The organism is Azotobacter tropicalis, assembly GCF_059739045.1.
In genome coordinates this window covers 143,207-163,196 of record NZ_AP046059.1, presented here as the reverse complement: position 1 = coordinate 163,196, position 19,990 = coordinate 143,207, and the positions used below count along the sequence as shown (strand labels likewise).

General features: G+C 63.0%; 17 protein-coding genes and 4 pseudogenes. 13 read left to right on the top strand and 8 right to left on the bottom strand.

The genetic code is table 11. The annotated features are described in order from the left end of the window. Positions 1 to 15: 15 nt before the first annotated feature. A complete protein-coding gene (prpB, locus tag Atro_RS00775; RefSeq protein WP_497926017.1) occupies positions 16 to 903 on the bottom strand; it encodes a methylisocitrate lyase in 888 nt (295 codons plus the stop codon). A gap of 3 nt (positions 904 to 906) precedes the next feature. Next, positions 907 to 1,623, bottom strand: a complete 717-nt coding sequence (locus tag Atro_RS00770; protein ID WP_497926016.1) for a GntR family transcriptional regulator — start codon at positions 1,621 to 1,623, stop codon at positions 907 to 909. A gap of 276 nt (positions 1,624 to 1,899) precedes the next feature. Between Atro_RS00770 and rloA the strand changes: the two genes are divergently transcribed. From rloA to Atro_RS00745, 5 genes and pseudogenes are all read left to right on the top strand, one after another. Next, positions 1,900 to 2,436, top strand: a complete 537-nt coding sequence (gene rloA, locus Atro_RS00765) for a retropepsin-like aspartic peptidase RloA (RefSeq protein WP_497926015.1) — start codon at positions 1,900 to 1,902, stop codon at positions 2,434 to 2,436. Positions 2,437 to 2,441: 5 nt separating this feature from the next. Then, positions 2,442 to 3,968, top strand: a complete 1,527-nt coding sequence (gene rloB, locus Atro_RS00760) for an osmotic stress tolerance membrane protein RloB (protein WP_497926014.1) — start codon at positions 2,442 to 2,444, stop codon at positions 3,966 to 3,968. Positions 3,969 to 3,971: 3 nt separating this feature from the next. Further along, positions 3,972 to 4,955, top strand: coding sequence for an alpha-L-glutamate ligase-like protein (locus tag Atro_RS00755; RefSeq protein ID WP_497926013.1), 984 nt, complete (start codon positions 3,972 to 3,974; stop codon positions 4,953 to 4,955). Between the two features lie 90 nt (positions 4,956 to 5,045). Further along, a pseudogene (gene pabB, locus Atro_RS00750) lies at positions 5,046 to 6,379 on the top strand (aminodeoxychorismate synthase component I). 119 nt (positions 6,380 to 6,498) lie between these two features. Next, complete coding sequence (locus Atro_RS00745; RefSeq protein WP_497926012.1) at positions 6,499 to 7,233, top strand: phosphoadenylyl-sulfate reductase; 735 nt, start codon at positions 6,499 to 6,501, stop codon at positions 7,231 to 7,233. 20 nt (positions 7,234 to 7,253) lie between these two features. On the opposite strand, the gene cysB is transcribed toward Atro_RS00745, so the two are convergent. After that, positions 7,254 to 8,228 (bottom strand): HTH-type transcriptional regulator CysB, encoded by a 975-nt coding sequence (gene cysB, locus Atro_RS00740; RefSeq protein WP_497926011.1) that lies wholly within the window; start codon positions 8,226 to 8,228, stop codon positions 7,254 to 7,256. A gap of 298 nt (positions 8,229 to 8,526) precedes the next feature. Here cysB and Atro_RS00735 point away from each other — a divergent pair, with 298 nt between their 5' ends. After that, on the top strand, positions 8,527 to 9,603 hold the full coding sequence (locus tag Atro_RS00735; protein WP_497926010.1) for a 3-deoxy-7-phosphoheptulonate synthase: 1,077 nt from the start codon (positions 8,527 to 8,529) through the stop codon (positions 9,601 to 9,603). A gap of 59 nt (positions 9,604 to 9,662) precedes the next feature. On the opposite strand, the gene Atro_RS00730 is transcribed toward Atro_RS00735, so the two are convergent. Next, a complete protein-coding gene (locus Atro_RS00730; RefSeq protein ID WP_497926009.1) occupies positions 9,663 to 9,935 on the bottom strand; it encodes a GNAT family N-acetyltransferase in 273 nt (90 codons plus the stop codon). Between the two features lie 448 nt (positions 9,936 to 10,383). Here Atro_RS00730 and Atro_RS00725 point away from each other — a divergent pair, with 448 nt between their 5' ends. Continuing rightward, positions 10,384 to 10,635 (top strand): Lpp/OprI family alanine-zipper lipoprotein, encoded by a 252-nt coding sequence (locus tag Atro_RS00725; RefSeq protein ID WP_039804550.1) that lies wholly within the window; start codon positions 10,384 to 10,386, stop codon positions 10,633 to 10,635. 107 nt (positions 10,636 to 10,742) lie between these two features. Here Atro_RS00725 and Atro_RS00720 read toward each other — a convergent pair whose 3' ends face one another. The 3 genes from Atro_RS00720 to Atro_RS00710 all read right to left on the bottom strand — a co-directional run bounded on the left by Atro_RS00720 (position 10,743) and on the right by Atro_RS00710 (position 12,759). Further along, entirely contained in the window at positions 10,743 to 11,699 is a 957-nt protein-coding gene (locus Atro_RS00720; RefSeq protein WP_497926008.1) for a L,D-transpeptidase family protein, read from the bottom strand. A 65-nt stretch (positions 11,700 to 11,764) separates the two neighbouring features. Continuing rightward, positions 11,765 to 12,058: a hypothetical protein gene (locus Atro_RS00715; protein ID WP_497926007.1), complete on the bottom strand. Its 294-nt coding sequence runs from the start codon at positions 12,056 to 12,058 to the stop codon at positions 11,765 to 11,767. A 92-nt stretch (positions 12,059 to 12,150) separates the two neighbouring features. After that, a complete protein-coding gene (locus tag Atro_RS00710) occupies positions 12,151 to 12,759 on the bottom strand; it encodes an arylesterase (RefSeq protein WP_497926006.1) in 609 nt (202 codons plus the stop codon). 10 nt (positions 12,760 to 12,769) lie between these two features. Here Atro_RS00710 and Atro_RS00705 point away from each other — a divergent pair, with 10 nt between their 5' ends. The 4 genes and pseudogenes from Atro_RS00705 to thpR all read left to right on the top strand — a co-directional run bounded on the left by Atro_RS00705 (position 12,770) and on the right by thpR (position 17,053). Continuing rightward, positions 12,770 to 13,450 (top strand): ABC transporter ATP-binding protein, encoded by a 681-nt coding sequence (locus Atro_RS00705; RefSeq protein WP_497926005.1) that lies wholly within the window; start codon positions 12,770 to 12,772, stop codon positions 13,448 to 13,450. Continuing rightward, a pseudogene (locus Atro_RS00700) lies at positions 13,451 to 15,951 on the top strand (ABC transporter permease). A gap of 51 nt (positions 15,952 to 16,002) precedes the next feature. After that, a pseudogene (gene greB / locus Atro_RS00695) lies at positions 16,003 to 16,499 on the top strand (transcription elongation factor GreB). Between the two features lie 23 nt (positions 16,500 to 16,522). Then, positions 16,523 to 17,053 (top strand): RNA 2',3'-cyclic phosphodiesterase, encoded by a 531-nt coding sequence (gene thpR, locus Atro_RS00690; protein WP_497926004.1) that lies wholly within the window; start codon positions 16,523 to 16,525, stop codon positions 17,051 to 17,053. A 12-nt stretch (positions 17,054 to 17,065) separates the two neighbouring features. On the opposite strand, the pseudogene Atro_RS00685 reads toward thpR, so the two are convergent. Then, positions 17,066 to 18,495 (bottom strand): annotated as a pseudogene (locus Atro_RS00685) (MltF family protein). 223 nt (positions 18,496 to 18,718) lie between these two features. Between Atro_RS00685 and Atro_RS00680 the strand changes: the two are divergent. Next, positions 18,719 to 19,531 carry a TatD family hydrolase gene (locus tag Atro_RS00680; protein ID WP_497926003.1) on the top strand — a complete coding sequence of 271 codons (813 nt, stop codon included), beginning with the start codon at positions 18,719 to 18,721 and terminating at the stop codon, positions 19,529 to 19,531. A 31-nt stretch (positions 19,532 to 19,562) separates the two neighbouring features. Beyond that, on the top strand, positions 19,563 to 19,946 hold the full coding sequence (locus Atro_RS00675) for a hypothetical protein (protein WP_497926002.1): 384 nt from the start codon (positions 19,563 to 19,565) through the stop codon (positions 19,944 to 19,946). The last annotated feature ends 44 nt before the right edge of the window (positions 19,947 to 19,990 follow it).

The window sequence follows — 19,990 nt, the reverse complement described above, 5'->3', positions numbered from 1 at the left end:
GGCCCGGGTGCCGGGTCACTTCTTGCTGGCAGCGAACAGTGCGTCGAGGTGCTGCTCGAAGGCGTGGTAGTTGATGCGCTCGTAGAGCTCCATGCGGGTCTGCATGGTGTCGATCACGTTCTTCTGGGTGCCGTCGCGGCGCAGCGCGGTATAGACGTTCTCGGCCGCCTTGTTCATGGCGCGGAACGCCGACAGCGGATAGAGCACCAGGGACACATCGACGCTGGCCAGCTCCTCGGTGGTGTACAGCGGGGTGGCACCGAACTCGGTGATGTTGGCCAGGATCGGCGCCTTCACCCGGTCGGCGAAGGTCTTGTACATCGCCAGCTCGGTGATCGCCTCGGGGAAGATCATGTCGGCACCGGCCTCGATGCAGGCAGCGGCACGATCCAGCGCGGAGTTCAGACCCTCGACCGCCAGCGCGTCGGTACGCGCCATGATCACGAAGCTGTCGTCGGTACGGGCATCCACGGCCGCCTTGATCCGGTCGACCATCTCCTGCTGGGAGACGATTTCCTTGTTCGGGCGGTGACCGCAGCGCTTGGCGCCGACCTGATCCTCGATATGGATGGCGGCCGCACCGAACTTGATCATCGACTTGACGGTACGCGCGACATTGAAGGCCGAGGAGCCGAAGCCGGTATCGACGTCCACCAGCAGCGGCAGATCGCATACGTCGGTGATGCGGCGCACGTCGGTCAGCACGTCGTCCAGACCGGTGATGCCCAGGTCCGGAAGGCCCAGGGAGCCGGCCGCCACCCCGCCACCCGACAGGTAGATGGCCTTGAAGCCGGCACGTTTGGCCAGCAGCGCATGGTTGGCGTTGATGGCGCCAACCACCTGCAGCGGGTGTTCGCTGGCAACGGCATCGCGGAAGCGCTGGCCGGCAGACGTCTGAGTCATGACTTACCCCTCTTGTTTGGCTGTATTGACCGGAGCGTTTTCGTAATGACGCTCCATGTTGCGCCGGGACGCGGCGATGTGCCGGCGCATCAGCAGCTCGGCCAGTTCGCCGTCGCGGTCGGCGATGGCATCGAGAATGCGATGGTGTTCGTTGAAGGCCTGGCGCGGCCGGTTGGGCGTGGAGGAAAACTGGATGCGATACATGCGCACCAGCTGGTACATCTCCCCACAGAGCATGCGTACCAGCGTCTGGTTGCCGCTACCCTGGATGATCCGGTAATGGAAATCGAAATCGCCTTCCTGCTGGTAATAGCCGACCCCGGCCTGAAAGGCCGCATCGCGCTCATGGGTATCCAGCACCTGCCGCAGTTCGTCGACGCCGGCCTGGGTCATGCGCTCGGCCGCCAGCCGGCAAGCCATGCCTTCGAGGGACTCGCGGATTTCATACAGCTCGATCAGCTCCTGATGGCTGAGGGAAACCACCCTGGCCCCCACATGGGGTACCCGCACCAGCAGCTTCTGCCCCTCCAGACGATGGATGGCCTCGCGCAGGGGGCCACGACTGATGCCGTAGGTACGCGCCAGCTCGGGCTCGGAAATCTTGCTGCCCGGAGCGATCTCGCCCTTCACGATGGCGGCCTGGATGCGCCTAAACACATGCTCGGAGAGCGTTTCGGAATCGCTTGGAACAGCTTGGGATGAGTAAGTAGCGTCCAACATATTGTCGACACTTTGTTCTTTTGGTGCGCAGAAATTAGGCTCGCATGGCTATCATGTCAAACAAATCTTTATGATTGTCGACAATCGTCGAATGACGTGCGCCTCTCCGCACCTTTCCCAAGAGCCGAGGCAAGAGTCTGCCGAGGTGGGAAACCCGTGCTAGAATGCGCGCCGCACGCGGCCGGCAGCCTGCCTTCAAGCCGAGCGCCGCCCAGGCAGCGAGGCCCCCGCCAAGCCGATGCCTGAACCTGTCGATTGTTTTTGCCTACAGGACTTATGAGATTCCAGCCCTTCGCTCTGCTGTCTTGCCTGCTGTTTATCCCGGACCATCTCCTCGCGGCCGAGAAGACCGTTTACGGCTTGAACGAATACGTGTTGCTGCCTGAGTTCAAGCTGGAGGTAGCGGCCAAGCTGGATACGGGTGCCGAGACGGCGTCGCTCAGTGCCCGCGACATCACCCGCATCAAGCGTAACGGCGAGACTTGGGTGCGCTTCTATCTGGCCATCGATGACAGCCACGCGCATCCCATCGAGCGACCGCTGGCGCGAATCAGCAAGATCAAGCGCCGCTCCGGCGATTACGACCCGGAAGAAAGCAAGACCTATACGGCTCGCCCGGTGATCGAGCTGGACTTCTGCATGGGCAAAACCCTGCGCACCATCGAGGTGAACCTGACCGACCGGAGCACATTCCAATACCCGCTGCTGATCGGCTCCGACGCACTCGCAAGCTTCGAAGCCCTGGTCGATCCGAGCATTAAATACGCAGCCGGCAAGCCCGGCTGCGCCACCGCTGCACATTCCGCCGAGTAATACGCATGCGCGCTCTCAATCTGCATCTGAAAATACTGATCGTTCTGCTGGTGTCGATCGGGGTTCTGGTCACGGCGTATCAGATCTTCGTCCTGGGCATTCCGGTGACCGAGGACGAAACCGACGACCTGTGGAACATCGACGCGCGCGTCGAATTTCAGGCCAACCCCCGCGAGCCGGTAAAAGTGCAGATGTTCGCTCCGCCGCTCAACCAAGATTACGTCAGCCTCAACGAGAGCTTCATCTCCAACAATTATGGAGTGAGCGTCAATCAGGTCGGCAACAATCGCAAGGTAACCTGGTCGGCACGGCGCACCAGCGGCAAGCAGACCCTCTACTACCGACTGGCGCTGACCAAGCGCTACAGCGGCGACCTACCCAAGCCCAAGGGGCCCGTCTTCCGCGACAGCATCCCCCTGGAGGGCGCCGAGAAGATCGCCGCCGACGCCCTGCTGGCGCCCATCCGCGAGCACTCCGCCGATGTCGAAACCTTCATCGGTGAGGCCATCAAGCGGGTCAACAACCTCAACGACGACAACGTCAAGCTGCTCACCGCCGGCAATACCTCGACCTCGAACCGGGTCCGCATCGTCGAACTCCTGCTGTCCTTCGCCCACGTACCGATGGAGCGTGTGCACACCCTGCGACTGATCGCCGACCAGACGGTCAGCCCCGAACTTTGGGTTCGCAGCTTCAACGGCGAGAAGTGGTTGTACTTCAATCCCGATACCGGCGAACAGGGATTGCCGGCCGACCGCCTGATCTGGTGGACCGGCGACGAACCCTTGATCAGCGTGGACGGCGGCAAACAGGCCAATGTGAGCTTCACCCTGAACAACAGCGAGCTGAACGCCATCGGCCTGGCCAAGATGACCGACCAGAACACCGATGCCGACTTCCTGGAGTACACCCTGTACGGCCTGCCGCTGCAGACCCAGCAGACCTACCAGATCATGATCATGATCCCGATCGGCGTACTGGTGATCCTGATCCTACGCAACCTGATCGGCATCCAGACTCTCGGCACCTTCACCCCGGTGTTGATCGCCCTGGCCTTCCGCGAGACCCAGGTGGGCTTCGGCATCATTCTCTTTACCCTGATCACCGCGTTGGGCCTGTCGCTGCGCTCTTATCTCGAACACCTGAAGCTGCAGATGCTGCCGCGCCTGTCGGTGGTGCTGACCTTCGTGGTGGTGCTGATCGCCGTCATCAGCCTGCTCAGCCACAAGCTCGGCCTCGAGCGCGGCCTGTCGGTGGCGCTGTTCCCAATGGTGATCCTGACCATGACCATCGAACGCCTGTCGATCACCTGGGAAGAGCGCGGCGGCAGCCATGCCTTCAAGGTCGCCCTCGGCACCCTGATCGCCGCCTCGCTGGCCCACCTGCTGATGAACATTCCGCAGCTGACCTACTTCGTCTTCACTTTCCCGACAGTGCTGCTGATTCTGGTGGGCTTCATGCTGGCGATGGGTCGCTACCGCGGCTACCGCCTGACGGAACTGTTCCGCTTCAAGGCCTTCCTGAAGGACTGAGTCATGATCAACCTGTGGAAGAGATGGAAGGCCCTGGAAGCCAGGGGCATCATGGGCATCAACCGACGCAATGCGGACTATGTGCTGAAGTACAACAAGCGCAGCCTGTACCCTATCGTCGACGACAAGATCATTACCAAGCACCGCGCCATCGAGGCCGGCATCCATGTGCCGGAACTCTACGGGGTCATCGAGACCGAGAAGGAAATCGAGAAGCTCGACCAGATCATCGGCGAGCACAGCGACTTCGTGATCAAGCCGGCCCAGGGGGCCGGCGGCGACGGCATCATGGTCATCGCCGACCGCTTCGAGGGCCGCTACAAGACGGTGTCCGGCAAGATCGTCACCCATGACGAACTCGAGCACCATATTTCCAGCATCCTCACCGGCCTCTACTCCCTCGGCGGGCACCGCGACCGGGCGCTGATCGAATACCGGGTCAAGCCCGACCCGATCTTCAAGAGCATCAGCTACGAGGGCGTGCCGGATATCCGCATTATCGTGCTGATGGGCTATCCGGTGATGGCGATGCTGCGCCTGCCGACCCGCCAGTCCAGCGGCAAGGCCAACCTGCACCAGGGCGCTATCGGTGTCGGTGTCGACCTGGCCACCGGTATCACCCTGCGCGGCACCTGGCTGAACAACAAGATCGCCAAGCATCCGGACACCACCAACCCGGTCGACGGCGTGCAGTTGCCGGACTGGGACGGCTTCATGAAACTGGCGGCAGGCTGCTACGAACTCTGCGGCCTCGGTTATATCGGCGTGGACATGGTGCTGGACGAAACCAAGGGGCCGCTGATTCTCGAACTCAACGCCCGACCAGGGTTGAATATTCAGATCGCCAACGACTGCGGCCTGACCCTGCGCACCCATGCGATCGAGGCGCATCTGGCCGAACTGAAGGAGCGTGGCGTCCAGGAGACACCGGCTGAGCGCGTGCGCTTCTCCCAGGAGCTGTTCGGCCACGTCGCTGCTTCCACCTGACCCCCTCTCCGCCCCTCCGGATTGCCGCAGGCAGCAGTCCGGGGGCGCCTGGCGCTACAATCAGTCTCCCGCCACAACCGACACCCCCGCATGCCCAGCTGTCGCATTCACGCCCTTCCCTATAGTGCCGATCCAACCGCCTATTTCGAGAGGATTCGCCAGGCACCCGGCGCAGTGCTGTTCGACAGCGGCCAGCCGGCATCGCAGCGGGGCGCTACGATCTGCTGAGTGCCTGGCCCCAGGCCTCATTCAGTCCTGCTCCCGGCGAAACCGGCCACGACTTCCTCCAGCGCCTTCGTCAGGCAGTGGCGAACCTGGGCCATGCGGAAGTGCACGGACTTCCCTTTGCCGGCGGCCTGATGGGCTATTTGTCCTACGATTTCGCCCGTCGCCTGGAGCGCCTACCCGATACGGCTCTCGACGACCTGGAACTCCCCGACGCCCAGCTTGGCCTGTATACCTGGGCGCTGATCAGCGATCATCAGTTGCGAACCACCACCCTGGTCTGTCATCCCAGCCTGGACAACACAGCATACGAACGTCTGCTATGGCTGTTTTCTTCGCCGACCGAAGCCCAGACCACGGAATTCCATCTGGATGCGGATTTCACGTCGAACCTGAGGCCCGACGACTACCGCCAGGCCATCGAGCGCATCCTCGCCTATATCCAGGCCGGTGACTGTTATCAGGTGAACTTCGCCCAGCGCTTCCAGGCGCCCTTCCAGGGCGATCCCTGGATTGCCTATCAAGCGCTGCGCCGTGCCTGCCCGACCCCCTTCTCCGGATACCAGTCCCTGCCCGGCGGTAATGCCATTCTCAGCCTCTCACCGGAACGCTTTCTGCAAGTCACGCATAGACGGGTGGAAACCCGCCCCATCAAAGGCACCCGTCCGCGCGGTCGCGACACCAGAGAAGATCGCCTGCTCGCCGACGAACTTCGCAACAGCCCCAAGGACCGCGCCGAAAATCTGATGATCGTCGACTTGCTGCGCAACGACCTGAGCCGCAGTTGTCGCCCAGGCTCGGTACGCGTTCCCGAGCTATTCGCCCTGGAGAGCTATCCGAACGTGCATCACCTGGTCAGTTGCGTCAGCGGCGAACTGGCCCCCGGAAAGGATGCCCTGGACCTGCTCGCCGGCAGCTTTCCGGGCGGTTCCATCACCGGCGCGCCGAAGATCCGCTCCATGCAGATCATCGAGGAGCTGGAAGGCCGACGCCGCTCGATCTACTGCGGCTCCCTCTTCTATCTGGATGTGCGCGGCGAATTGGACAGCTCGATCGCCATCCGCACTCTGCTGGCCCGCCATGGGAAAATCATCTGCTGGGGTGGCGGCGGCATCATCGCCGACTCGGACTGGCAGGCGGAGTACCAAGAGTCCATAACCAAGGTTCGCACACTGCTGGAAACCTTGCGCACCTTGTAGCCTCCATAACGAAAACGAACCTGCCGCTGGAGATCGGCTATTTAGGGGAGGAAACTTCCTTTGCTAGCATGCGCGACGCACAATCCCCAGCCGCTCACGATACTTAGGAAAACCGCCTGATGAAGCAAGCCGTGAATACCGCCGAACTAGCCGCCGCCTGTGCCGGCAAATCGCCCCAGGACATTCTGCAGATCGCTTTCGATCATTTCGGCGACGAGCTGTGGATCTCTTTCAGTGGCGCCGAAGATGTGGTGCTGGTCGACATGGCCTGGAAACTCAACAAGAACGTCAAGGTCTTCACTCTGGACACCGGCCGCCTACACCCAGAAACCTACCGGTTCATCGAACAGGTGCGCGAGCATTATGGCATGAGCATCGAAGTGCTCTCGCCCGATGCCCGCCTGCTCGAACCCCTGGTCAGGGAAAAAGGACTGTTCAGCTTCTACAAGGATGGTCACGGCGAATGCTGCGGCATCCGCAAGATCGAGCCACTCAGGCGCAAACTGGCCACCGTCGACGCCTGGGCCACCGGGCAACGTCGCGACCAAAGTCCCGGGACCCGCAGCCTGGTCGCCGAATTCGAAGTGGATGGAGCCTTCTCCTCCCCGGACAAGTCGCTGTACAAGTTCAATCCGCTGGCACAGATGAGCAGCGAAGAGGTCTGGGGCTATATCCGCATGCTGGAAATCCCCTACAACCCGCTGCATGAACGGGGCTACATCAGCATCGGCTGCGAACCCTGCACCCGTCCGGTATTGCCCAACCAGCACGAGCGCGAAGGCCGCTGGTGGTGGGAGGAAGCCACCCACAAGGAATGCGGGCTACATGCCGGAAACCTGATCGGCAAAGGCTGATCCGGCCAGCATTCGCCCCATCAATATACCGGCAGTTCGATTCCCTCGAACAACTCATCCAGTTCGGCCTTATTGTGACACTGCATGGCTTTGCTCAGGACCGGCCGGGTCAGGTGTGGGGCGAACTTCTCGATGAAGTCGCACATGAAGCCGCGCAGGAAGGTGCCACGACGGAAGGCGATCTTGGTCACGCTGGACTCGAAGAGTTCGCTGGCGTCCAGGGCAACCAGATCGCTGTCGAGCCTTTCGTCCACGGCCATGCGGGCCACAATGCCCACGCCCAGACCGAGCCGCACATAGGTCTTGATGACATCGGCATCGGCGGCGGTGAACACCACCTTGGGGGTCAGGCCGCGATTGAGGAAGGCCTCGTCCAGCTTGGAACGCCCGGTAAAGCCGAACACATAGGTAACGATGGGATATTCGGCCACCGCCTCCAGCGTCAGCTTGGGCAGCTTGGTCAAGGGATGCCCCTGCGGCACCACCACACAACGGTTCCAGCGGTAGCAGGGCATCATGATCAGGTCGCTGAACAGCTCCAGCCCTTCGGTAGCGATGGCGAAGTCGACGGTTCCGTCGGCCGCCATTTCGGCGATCTGCGTCGGTGTCCCCTGGTGCATGTGCAGGGAAACCTCCGGATACTGCCGGATGAAGGCACTGATTACCGGGGGCAAGGCATAGCGCGCCTGCGTGTGAGTGGTTGCGATGGACAGGGTGCCCTTCTTCTCGTTGGAGAACTCCTGGGCGATCTGCTTGATGCTTTCTACCTTGCGCAGGATTTCCCCGGCAGTGGTGATGATTCGCTCGCCAGCCGGCGTCACCCGTGTCAGATGCTTGCCGCTACGCGCAAAAACCTCCACCCCCAACTCATCCTCCAGGAGACGGATCTGCTTGCTGATTCCGGGCTGCGACGTGTAAAGACTTTGGGCGGTGGCTGAGACATTGAGATCGTGATGAGCAACTTCCCAGATGTAACGTAGTTGCTGAAGCTTCATGGCTTTTCCTCAAACCCAGATAACGAACGCCCGCAAAATGACAGCATTCTTATAACCATTATTGATAGTTTATCGAATAAATCCAGACGCTTTGTCAGCTCGGTCGCATTCGGGTTTCGACTGGCAGTTCAACCCGCCCGGAAAAGCCGACATATTTCTCCTCTCGGTATTCTTCGAAAGCCCATTGTCGACGTCGCGCATAACGCGTTAAGGTTCTTTCCTTCCCCATTGCCTGACATGCCGTGCCCCGCCGCGCGGGGATGCTGGCGGCCGGCACCGTGACCTGACGAGTAACCCGATGGCTGATTTACCGATCAATGACATCAATATTGTCTCCAACGACCCCCTGATCACTCCCGAGCAGCTCAAGGCCGAGATTCCTCTGAGCGCTATCGCCATGAACACCGTCTCCTGCGGTCGCGAAGTCATCCGCAACATTCTCGACGGCAAAGACCATCGCCTGTTCGTGGTGGTCGGCCCGTGCTCCATTCATGATGTCAAGGCGGCACACGAATACGCGGAGCGGCTTAAGACCCTCGCCGCCGAGGTTTCCGATACCCTGTTCCTGGTGATGCGCGTCTACTTCGAGAAACCCCGCACCACCGTCGGCTGGAAAGGTTTGATCAACGACCCCTACCTAGATGACACTTTCAAGATTCAAGAGGGGCTGCACATCGCCCGCCAGCTGCTGCTCGATATCGCCGAAATGGGACTTCCGACTGCCGGCGAGGCCCTGGATCCGATTTCCCCGCAGTACCTGCAGGACCTGTTCAGCTGGTCGGCCATCGGCGCTCGTACCACCGAATCCCAAACACACCGCGAGCTGGCCTCCGGCCTCTCGTCTGCCGTCGGCTTCAAGAACGGCACGGATGGCAGCCTGACCGTCGCAATCAACGCCCTGCAATCGGTATCCAGGCCTCATCGCTTCCTTGGCATCAACCAACAGGGCAGCGTCTCCATCGTGGCTACCAAGGGGAACACCTACGGACACGTCGTGCTGCGCGGCGGCAACGGCAAGCCCAACTACGATTCGGTCAGCGTTGCTATTTGCGAGCAGGAACTGAGCAAAGGCGGCATCCTGCCGAACATCATGGTGGATTGCAGCCACGCCAACTCGAACAAGGACCCCGCTCTGCAGCCCTTGGTAATGTCTAACGTCGCCAACCAGATTCTCGAGGGCAATACATCCATTATCGGCCTGATGGTGGAAAGCAACCTGGGCTGGGGCAGCCAGTCGATTCCCGCCAATCTGGACGATCTCAAATATGGGGTCTCCATCACCGATGCTTGCATCGATTGGGATGCCACGGTCACGGCAGTACGAGAAATGCATGCCAAGCTCAAGGATGTGTTGCCGAAACGGAAGCGCCCCTGAGCATCAAAAAACAACAACGCCGGGACAATCCCGGCGTTTTACTGTTTTCATGCCTCTATTCACGGCTGGTGCTGCTGACGCTCAATGTAGCGCTCGACGTAAGAGCAGGACGGAATCACCGTATACCCCATACGCTTGGCGTAATCGAGCGCCTCAGCCGTCAAGGCAGCTGCAATACCCCGACCGCGCAAGGAAGTGGGAACATAGGTGCGGTAGATATCTAAGGTATTTTTTCCTAGATCCATATAGGCCAAATAGGCACGGTGCCCATCTACGACAGTCTCGAACTGATGTCCGGCCCGATCATGGTGAATGGATAATGCCTCGCTCATTCCGTCTCCCCTCAAGTCTTGTCTTATTTTTGTACGCCATGCACCTTACGCGCTTACTTCGACGAAAAGTACTGAATTTTATCTCTGTACATGACCAACAAATTTTTGTTTTCTGTGTAGCATGCCTCTGGGAAAACCGCTCGCCGATCAGATGAGCAGCAAGGACCTTCCTGAGCCCTCACTGCCATGTACAGAGAGAAGCAACAGCACAATCGTCCAAGGTCGCTCCATCAAGTAATTTTCAATCGTAACAGAACCTTGGAGTGCATAATTTTGGATAAATTTTAGACAAATTCGTGAACCCTTTGGATTCGTTCGAAAAAAAACATAGCAGTCTTGCACATGCTCAGTTTACTTACTAAAAGTTATAGGTAGTATGTTGCTCGGCGAATTTCCCTCGCATGGGAAATTGCTTTTAAGATGAAAGCCACCTCAAAAGGGGAACACGATGAACAACGCTCTGAAAATTTCCGCTCTGACCCTGGCCGCCCTGCTGGCCGCCGGTTGCAGCAGCGCCTCCAAGGAAACCGAAGCTCGCATCACCGCTACCGAAGATGCCGCTGCTCGCGCTCAGGCTCGCGCCGATGAAGCCTACCGCAAGGCCGACGAAGCCTTGGCAGCAGCTCAGCGCGCTCAGCAGACCGCTGACGAAGCCAACGAGCGCGCCCTGCGCATGCTGGAAAAAGCCAGCCGCAAGTAATTGTTTCGCTCGAAACAAAAAGCCGACCCACGAATGGGTCGGCTTTTTATTTGGATACGGCAAATAAGACTAAGGCAGTATTGGCCACCTAAAGCCTAGAACAACTCTCAGAGAGGCGACTCATTAGTAGTAGTGCTGGCCAACCCCGAATCGCTCCCGGATATTTCGACCGGTAAACCATCTTCTGCAGCCACGACTTCTCGCACAACTTCCCAGTCCAGTCGCCGCTGACCCAACAAGTCATTACGCTTGAGCAACTCGTCAACCAGAGCTGCATGCTTGTCCACCACGGAAGACTTCTCGGTGTCATCTTCCAGCGGAGCATGAGCCTCAAGGTAAACCTTGCCGCCCGAGATACCAAACTTGTAGGGCTCATTGATGATGCGCACCTTAGTGCCCACCGGGGCCATGCTCGCCAACTGCAATACATTGTGGTTCAGCATGCGGAAACAGCCATGGCTGACCCGCATACCGATACCGAATTTCTTGTTCGAGCCATGAATCAGATAGCCGGACAAACCCAGAGTGAACTTGAAGGGTCCCAAGGGATTGTCCGGACCGGCCGGGACCACGGTCGGCAGCGGGTCGCCGTCCGCAGCATGCTCTTCGCGGATCGATTTCGGCGGATACCAGGCGGGGTCCTTGACCTTGCCGGTGATACGGGTTTCGGCGATGGGCGATCCCCATCCTTCACGTCCGATCCCCAGGGGGAAGGTATGCACTACATTCTGATCCTTGGGGAAGTAGTACATGCGGTACTCGGCCAGATTGATGACGATCCCTTCCCTCGGGCCGGGCGGCAAAATATAGCGCGTCGGCAGGAGCACTTCGGTGCCCGCTCCCGGCAGCCAGGGATCCACCCCCGGATTGGCCGCAACCATCTCCAGATAGCCAAGGTCGTTGGCCTGGGCGATATCGGCAAAGGTGTCCTCATACTTGGCCTTGATGACCTGCACCTGCCCGACCACATCCTCGCCGGGTGGAGGAAGGGGCAGCTCCAGAGCCGCCAGAGGAGCACTCAACAGAGCTGAAAAAGACAGGGAAGCAGCAACACGCGCAAGCATCGGAACAGTCCTTGGCATGGGTAGCCCAAGTGAGAATGCCTGATTGTACCGCATCACTGGACGATTTAGCCAAGAACCCAGGGTATCGACCAGCCTAAGCAATCGCCCCGACGCTGCGCCTCCAGCGCTGCCCGGCAGGCTGGACACAGCCGATCATCGCGCAACAGCGGCTTGGTAAGCCCGCGCCAGCGCGGCTGTGCGGGCAGCAGATTGCCACATAGCGTCCGATCGATCTGACCGCCAAGCTCCAGCTGGCGACCAACCAGGTGCAGACGCACCTCGCGACAGGCGAACAGATCGAGCTGTTCATCCGGCTCGATCAGGTAGTAAGCGTGCAAAGACCAGGCAAGGCGCGGCATCGGGGGCTCCAGAAAGGGGGCGCAACATTAGCCGAAAGGGCATGCGCGGAAAAGTCCGCAAAGCCCCTTTCACAAAGAGCTCTCTCCCCAGATCAGAGCAGCGGCTCCAAGGCAGGCCAGAGATTGTCCAGCATCTTCGACTGGGCCTTCGCGGTCGGATGTATGCCATCGGCCTGCATCATCCCGGGCACACCACCAACCCCATCGAGAAAGAACGGTACCAGCGATATCTGCTTCTCCTCGGCCAGGGCCGCATAGACCCGGCTGAAGGCCAGGTTATAGCGAGGTCCGTAGTTCGGCGGCAGTTGCATGCCCAGCAGCAAGACCTGCGCTCCGCTGGAGCGCGAGTGGTCGATCATCGCTGCAAGATTCTGTTGCAATTGCTGTGGCGACTGCCCACGCAGGCCATCGTTCCCACCCAGCTCGATGATGACCAGCTCCGGATGGTGAGTGGCGAGCAGCGTAGGGAGGCGCGCAAGGCCGCCGGCACTGGTGTCGCCGCTGATCGAGGCATTCACCACACGGTGCGTCAGACCGCGCTCGGCGAGACGCCGCTCCAGCAGGGAGACCCAGCCCTGGCTGGTTTCCACACCCAAAGCGGCGCTGATACTATCGCCGACAACCAGCACCGTCCCCGCCAGCGCCCCATGCGCCCAGAAGAGCAGCGAAGCAAGAACACCGCCCAGCAACCATCCACGCATTGGAATCTCCATGAACCCGAGCATTCTTGTTGCGCGCAACCTTAGCAAAGTGGTTTCCAGTGCGGAAGGCGAGCTGGTCATCCTCCACGGGCTCGATCTCGACCTTCCCCATGGGGCCAGCCTGGCCATCGTCGGCAGCTCCGGCTCCGGCAAATCGACCCTGCTCGGCCTGCTGGCCGGACTCGACCTGCCCAGCGCCGGCGAGGTTGTGCTGGCCGGTCACAGCCTCGCCAGGCTGGACGAAGATCGCCGGGCACGCATCCGTGCCGAGCATGTCGGTTTCGTCTTCCAGTCGTTCCAGTTGCTCGATACGCTCGACGCCCTGGCGAACGTCATGCTCCCTCTCGAGCTGGAGGGCCGCTCCGACGCCCGCGACCGTGCCCGCCAGTTGCTCGAGCGGGTAGGGCTCGATCAACGCCTCACCCACTACCCGAAGCAGCTCTCCGGCGGCGAGCAGCAGCGTGTCGCCATCGCCCGCGCCTTCGCCGCCGAGCCGGACATCCTCTTTGCCGACGAGCCGACCGGCAATCTCGACAGCCAGACCGGCGAGCGGATCAGCGACCTTCTCTTCGCCCTTAACCAAGAGCGCGGCACCACACTGGTACTGGTCACCCACGACACGCGACTCGCGCGGCGCTGCCAGCACTCCATACGCCTGGAGGCCGGGCGCCTGGTCGCTTCGGAGCCCTGAATGGACCTATCGCTCCGCCGCCTGCTGAGCCTGGCTGTCCGTCAATTGCTGCGCGACGCCCGCGCCGGGGAGTTGCGGGTACTGTTCTTCGCCCTGCTGGTGGCGGTGACAGCAACCACCGCCATCGGTTATTTCGGTGCGCGCCTGAATGCCGGCATGCTGCTGCGCGCCACCGAATTCCTCGGTGCCGATCTGCGCCTGAGCGGCAGCTCTCCAGCCTCTGCGGAGCAGCTGACGGCCGGCACGGCACTCGGGCTGGAGCATGCCAGGGTCGTCGAATTCTCCAGCGTGATCGCCACCGAGGCCGCCATCCAGCTGGCCAGTGTCAAGGCAGCCGACAGTGCCTACCCGTTGCGCGGGGAGCTGAAGAGCGCGCCGGCTCCCTACCAGCCGGATACCCCCGGCCAGGGCCCTGCCCCCGGCGAGGCCTGGGCCGAGGCGCGCCTGCTGGCCGCCCTGAACCTCAGGGTCGGCGACCGCTTCGAGGTAGGCGAGAAGAGCCTGCGCCTGACCCGTGTCCTCACTTATGAGCCGGACCGCTCCGACAACTTCTACAGCCTCACGCCGCGGGTGCTGATGCACCTCGACGATCTGGCCGCCACCGGCGTGGTGCAGCCCGGCAGCCGGGTGCGCTACCGCGAGCTGTGGCGCGGCAGCCCGAAAGCGCTCCAGGCCTATCGCCAGCAGGTGCAGCCGCTGCTCGTCGCCGGCCAGCGACTGGAGAATGCGCACGACGGCAATCGGCAGATCGGCACTGCTCTGGCCCGCGGCGAACGCTATCTGAATCTTGCCAGCCTGGCCGCGCTGCTGCTGGCCGGCATCGCCGTGGCCCTGTCGGCAGCGCGCTTCGCGACCCGGCGCTTCGATGCCAGTGCCCTGCTACGCTGCCTCGGCCTGTCACGGCGTGCCACCCTCACGCTCTACGGGCTGCAACTGGGCCTGCTCGGCCTGCTCGCCTGCAGCCTGGGTGCCGGGATGGGCTATCTGGCCCAGCAGGTGCTGTTCCGGCTGCTGCAGGGACTGCTGCCAACTGGGGTCCCCGCCGCCGGGCTGCTGCCGGCGCTCGCTGGCGGCGCGACCGGACTGGTGGCCCTGGCCGGCTTCGCCCTGCCACCGCTCGCCGCTCTCGGCCGGGTACCGCCGCTGCGAGTGCTGCGGCGCGACCTCCTGCCGGTGCCGCCCGGTGCCTGGTTGACCTACGGCGCCGCCCTGCTGGCGCTCGGTCTGATCATGTGGCGACTGAGCCTGGATCTGCGGCTCACCCTGGCCCTGATCGGCGGCGGCCTGCTCGCTGCCTTCGCCCTCGGCGGCCTGATGCTGTTCGGCCTGCGCACCCTGCGCCGCTTGCTGGCCACGGCACCGCTGGCCTGGCGTCTGGGAATCGGCCAGCTGCTGCGCCAGCCCCTTGCCGCCGCCGGGCAGGCCCTGGCCTTCGGCCTGATCCTGCTGGCCATGGCCCTGGTCGCCCTGCTGCGCGGCGAGCTGCTGGACACCTGGCAGAGCCAGCTGCCGGAGCAAGCCCCAATCACTTCGCTCTGAACATCCTGCCGGCAGAAAAGGAACGCTTCATGGCGGACGTGGCGCGTATCGCTCCGCAGAGCGCGCCTCTCTATCCAGTGGTGGCAGGGCGTCTGACCGCCATCAACGGCGAACCGGTCAAGCAGATTGTCAGCAAGGACTCGCGCGGCGAGCGTGCCACCCAGCGCGACCTCAGCCTGACTTGGGCCGAAAGGTTGCCCGCCGACAACCGCCTGAGCGCCGGCCAGTGGTGGGATAAGCTCGACGACAGCGAGTTGCCCGGCGTGTCGGTCGAGGCCGAACTGGCCAAGAGCCTCAAGCTCCAGCTCGGTGACCGCCTCACCTTCAGCGTCGGTGGTATCACCCGCGACGCCCGGGTCAGCAGCCTGCGCGAAGTGCACTGGGACAGCTTCCAGCCGAACTTCTACATGATTTTCCAGCCCGGCACCTTACAGGACCTGCCGGCCACCTACCTGACCAGCTTCTACCTGCCGCCTGGCCAAGACGCCGAGGCGGTTCGCCTGGCACGCAGCTTCCCCACGGTGACCCTGCTCCAGGTCGAGGCCCTGCTCGCCCAGCTGCGCGGCATCCTCGCCCAGGTCACCCTAGCCGTGGAATACGTGCTGCTGTTCGTTCTCGCCGCCGGCCTCTGCGTGCTGTTCGCCGGGCTACAGACCACTCTCGACGAGCGCCTCCGCCAGGGTGCCCTGCTACGCGCCCTGGGCGCCGAGCGGCGTCTGCTGACTCAGGCCAGACGCCTGGAGTTCGCCCTGCTGGGAGCACTCAGCGGCCTGCTCGCCGCGCTGGGCTGCGAACTGATCAGCGCCCTGCTCTATCGTTTCGCCTTCGACCTGCCGTGGCACCCCCATCCCTGGCTCCTGCTGCTGCCGGCGCTTGGCGCGCTGCTGGTGGGCGCTGCCGGCCTGCTGGGCACCCGCCGCGCCCTGAACGCCAGCCCGCTGCAGGTACTGCGGGAGGGCTGAGCGCAGCGGCAGGCTTTGCTATCTTCTCGTTTTTTCGACACAACCAAGCCCATGAGCCGTTATCGCCCTCCCCGTCCCGCCGGAACCCCCCTGATCACCCCGAAGGCGAGGCGCGCCTGCGCGCCGAGCTGCATGAACTCTGGCACGTGCGCCGCCCGCAGGTGACCCAGGCGGTCAGCGAGGCCGCCGCCCAGGGCGACCGCTCGGAGAACGCCGAGTACACCTACGGCAAGAAGATGCTGCGGGAAATCGACAGCCGCGTGCGTTTTCTCACCAAGCGACTGGAGAAGCTCAAAGTCGTCGGCGAGCGCCCCGCCGACCCGAACAAGGTCTACTTCGGCGCCTGGGTCACCTTGGAGGACGAAGACGGCGAACAGACGCGCTACCGCATCGTCGGCCCGGACGAGCTGGACCTGAAACAGAATCTGATCAGCATCGACGCGCCGCTCGCCCGCGCCTTGGTCGGCAAGGAGCTGGACGCCGAGGTCCGGGTGCCGACGCCCACCGGGGAGAAGACCTGGTATGTGACTGCGATCGACTACCCTTGAGTCGAGGACAACAAGGGAACGTCATGAACGTCACGGGTCTGCGCCTGTTCTTCGGCCTGCCCCTGCCGTACCGGCAGGCCACGGCGATCGATGCCTGGCGCGCCGGGCTGGGGCTCGACGGTCGTCCCGTCGCCAAGCGCAATCTGCACCTGACCCTGGCCTTTCTCGGCAGCCAGCCGGTCGAGCGCCTGGAGGAACTGCAACAACTGGCCGGCCAGGTACAGGGGCAAGGCTTCCAATTACGTCTCGATCGTCTGGAGGCCGGCCGGCATGGTCTGGTCTCCTTGGGTACCGGCCAACCACCGGAAGCGCTGATGCGCCTGGCCGGCGAGCTACAGGGTGCGCTGCGCGCCGCCGGCTACGCTCTCGACGAGCGTGCCTTCTGGCCGCATCTCACCCTGGCCCGGCAATGCCGAAAGCATCCGCGCCTCGACAACCCGCCAACGTTCGCCTGGACGGCCGAACGCTTCGTGCTGTTCCATTCGACGAGCGACGAACAGGGCAGCCTCTATCACCCCCTGTTCCATTGGCCGCTGGCCGTGCCGCAGCCCTGAGCGGGCAGCCAGTCACTCGTCGCGGCTGGCGACCCGCGGCTGCGACTCCAGGACATTGCGCTCGCGGTGGAAGGCGAGGAAGTACTTGTTCACGCTGTTCACGTAGCTGACCACGCCCATGCCCACCTGCTCGGCGGCGACGCGCTCGACCTGGAAGAACCACTGGTCGGGGTTCAGCCCGCGCCGCTTCGCCTCCGCCCGCATCTGCTGCACCCGCTGCGGCCCGACATTGTAGGCCGCCAAGGTGAAGGCCATGCGCTCGCGCTCGTTGAGGCGCGGGCTGGAGAAGAACTTCCGCCGCAGCGAAGCCAGGTAGCGGGCGCTGGCCTGAACGTTGTTCTCCAATCGATGGATATTGCCCACGCCGACGCTGCGGGCGGCAGCCGGGGTGACCTGCATCAGCCCGGTGGCGCTGCCGGCGCCACGCGCCGCCGGATTCAGGGTCGACTCCTTGAAAGCGACCGCCGCCAGGTTCAGCCAGTCGAGATCGTTGCGTTCGGCATATTGCTGCAGGACCGGACGGACCTTCGCGAGTCGCCTGGGCCCGTCCCCCCCAACGGATTGTGCACCTTGTAGAGGCGTCGGTAGGTGCGCTGGAAGACGGCATCCTGATCCGCCGGACTGCGGTAGTCCTTGAGGAACTGATTGACACTGGCACGCAGTGCGCCGGCATCGCGGCGCACGAACCAGCTCAGGTTGTCGTCGCGGGAGAAGGCTAGTTCGGGCTCCACCTGCAGCTTGGGCAGGACCTTGGCCCAGCGCTCGGCGATCGGCAGTTCCGCTGCAGTCAGGGGATAGATGCCGGCCTGCACCATCTCCAGCACGTCCTCCACCGCCAGGCTGGGATCAAGCCACTCGATACCGATCGGTTGCAGCCTGCGCGCCACCAACTGCTCGTTGACCTTGTGAACGGCCGCACCGACGGCACTGCCGGCCGGCAGCACCAGAGTCTTGCCGGCCAGCTGATCGAGCCGCCGGTAGCGGCGTGCGCCTTGACGACCGACCAGGACCAGCGGAACCCGGCTCATGATCGGCGCGCTGGGGCTGATGTCGCCCTGACCGCGCAGAGGGACCAGCTCGCCAGGCGCGACCAGATCGCCCTCGCCGCGCTGCAGAGCGGCAATCAGCTGGTCCTTGGCTTTGGGAATGATCTCCAGGCGGAGGCTGCGACCGTCCTTGGCGGTACGGTTGAGGTATTGCTCGAAAGCGCGCAAGCGCCGGTATTCGACGCCGATGGGCTGTCCATTGACTTCGCCCGAGCTGTTCCGGCTCTGGTTCACCAACACCCGCAGTACGCCGCTGGTGCGCACCTGCGGCAGATCGCGGACCTCTCCCGGCCGCTGCCAGGCCTCCGGCGGCCCGGCCAGGCGCGCTGCCGCCGGAAGTGGCAGCAGACTCAACAGACAGGACAGGATTAGCAGTCTTCTTCTTGTTGTTGTCATCCGGTCTCCAGAAAAAGCCGTGTTCGACAGGCAAACGAAAGCGATGAGAACCCTGTGTCTGGAGCAAGTTCCCCAGGGCATGGACCGCCAAGAGTCTCACAGTGTGCCGCCCAGGGCCAGGCCAGCTCGTCTGTACAACTATCAACCTGCTGATTTAACGGGCTTTTTAATTTCGCCGGAAAGGCTCTGCTATGCTGCCTGCGTTATTTTCCGAGATTTTGCCATGCAACTTGTCGACATCGGCGTCAATCTGACTCATCCCAGCTTCGTCCCCGAGCGCGAAGCCCTGCTGGCCCGAGCCTACCAGGCCGGGGTCTGCCAGCTGGTTCTGACCGGCACCAGCGTGGCGGACAGCGAACAGGCCCTGACCCTCTGCCAGCAACTGGACGAGACCGGCGAGCGCCTGTTCGCCACTGCCGGCGTCCATCCCCACGATGCCTGCGAGTGGGCGCCCGACAGGGCTCGCCAGCTGCGCGACCTGCTGCAGGAAGAGCGTATCCGCGCCGTCGGCGAGTGCGGCCTGGACTTCAACCGCGACCTGTCCCCGCGTCCCCGGCAGGAAAAGGCCCTGGAGGAGCAGTTGGCGCTGGCCGTCGAGTGCGGCAAACCGGTATTCCTCCATGAGCGCGATGCCAGCGAGCGGCTGGTCGCCATTCTCCGTCACTACCGTGACAGCTTGGTGGCAGCCGTGGTGCACTGCTTCACCGGCGACCGTCAGGCCCTCTTCGCCTATCTCGACCTGGATCTGCACATCGGCATTACCGGCTGGATCTGCGACGAGCGCCGCGGCACCCACCTGCCCCCGCTGGTGAGGGAAATCCCCGCCGGGCGGCTGATGCTGGAAAGCGATGCGCCTTACCTGCTGCCACGCACCCTGCGTCCCCGGCCGAAGAGCGGACACAACGAACCGGCCTTCCTCCCCGAGGTGCTGCGCGAAGTCGCCCGCCATCGCGGCGAATCCGAGGAGGCGCTGGCCGGACACAGCACCGCCTGCGCCCGGCGCTTCTTCGGCCTGCCGGACATAAGCACCCGCTGAGGCGATCAGCGCCGATGGAGCTCACTCGTCCATGCCCCGGCGAGAAGCCGGCCTGGAGCCTACACTGATCCTCATCGCCTCGAACTCGAAGAGGAGTACGAACATGGGCAAGCGCGCGGCGGAATATCTGCACCGACACTGGCAACACTACGAGGATTGCCATCACAACCAGACCAACCTGGCCCTGCACATGCTCGCCCTGCCCCTGTTCGTCGTGGCCTGCCTAGTGCTGGCGAGCGCGCTGGTGCAACGGGATCTGCTGACGCTGACCCTCGGCGGGCTCGGCCTGTCCGCCGCCCTCGCCCTGATCGCCCAGGGTCACCACTTCGAGGCCGGCGCGGACCCCCGGCACCCGGAGAACTCCGTATCCCACCTGCTGGTCGAGCAGTTCCTGACCTTCCCTGGTTCGTCCTGAGCGGCGCCTGGCGGCGGGCCTGGCGGGCCTGCCAGCGCAAGGGC

Bases quoted from the DNA above. Each gene is read 5' to 3' on its own strand.
- prpB (WP_497926017.1), bottom strand. From the start codon at position 903: ATGACTCAGACGTCTGCCGGCCAGCGCTTCCGCGATGCCGTTGCCAGC.
- Atro_RS00770 (WP_497926016.1), bottom strand. From the start codon at position 1,623: ATGTTGGACGCTACTTACTCATCCCAAGCTGTTCCAAGCGATTCCGAA.
- rloA (WP_497926015.1), top strand. From the start codon at position 1,900: ATGAGATTCCAGCCCTTCGCTCTGCTGTCTTGCCTGCTGTTTATCCCG.
- rloB (WP_497926014.1), top strand. From the start codon at position 2,442: ATGCGCGCTCTCAATCTGCATCTGAAAATACTGATCGTTCTGCTGGTG.
- Atro_RS00755 (WP_497926013.1), top strand. From the start codon at position 3,972: ATGATCAACCTGTGGAAGAGATGGAAGGCCCTGGAAGCCAGGGGCATC.
- Atro_RS00745 (WP_497926012.1), top strand. From the start codon at position 6,499: ATGAAGCAAGCCGTGAATACCGCCGAACTAGCCGCCGCCTGTGCCGGC.
- cysB (WP_497926011.1), bottom strand. From the start codon at position 8,228: ATGAAGCTTCAGCAACTACGTTACATCTGGGAAGTTGCTCATCACGAT.
- Atro_RS00735 (WP_497926010.1), top strand. From the start codon at position 8,527: ATGGCTGATTTACCGATCAATGACATCAATATTGTCTCCAACGACCCC.
- Atro_RS00730 (WP_497926009.1), bottom strand. From the start codon at position 9,935: ATGAGCGAGGCATTATCCATTCACCATGATCGGGCCGGACATCAGTTC.
- Atro_RS00725 (WP_039804550.1), top strand. From the start codon at position 10,384: ATGAACAACGCTCTGAAAATTTCCGCTCTGACCCTGGCCGCCCTGCTG.
- Atro_RS00720 (WP_497926008.1), bottom strand. From the start codon at position 11,699: ATGCTTGCGCGTGTTGCTGCTTCCCTGTCTTTTTCAGCTCTGTTGAGT.
- Atro_RS00715 (WP_497926007.1), bottom strand. From the start codon at position 12,058: ATGCCGCGCCTTGCCTGGTCTTTGCACGCTTACTACCTGATCGAGCCG.
- Atro_RS00710 (WP_497926006.1), bottom strand. From the start codon at position 12,759: ATGCGTGGATGGTTGCTGGGCGGTGTTCTTGCTTCGCTGCTCTTCTGG.
- Atro_RS00705 (WP_497926005.1), top strand. From the start codon at position 12,770: ATGAACCCGAGCATTCTTGTTGCGCGCAACCTTAGCAAAGTGGTTTCC.
- thpR (WP_497926004.1), top strand. From the start codon at position 16,523: ATGAACGTCACGGGTCTGCGCCTGTTCTTCGGCCTGCCCCTGCCGTAC.
- Atro_RS00680 (WP_497926003.1), top strand. From the start codon at position 18,719: ATGCAACTTGTCGACATCGGCGTCAATCTGACTCATCCCAGCTTCGTC.
- Atro_RS00675 (WP_497926002.1), top strand. From the start codon at position 19,563: ATGCCCCGGCGAGAAGCCGGCCTGGAGCCTACACTGATCCTCATCGCC.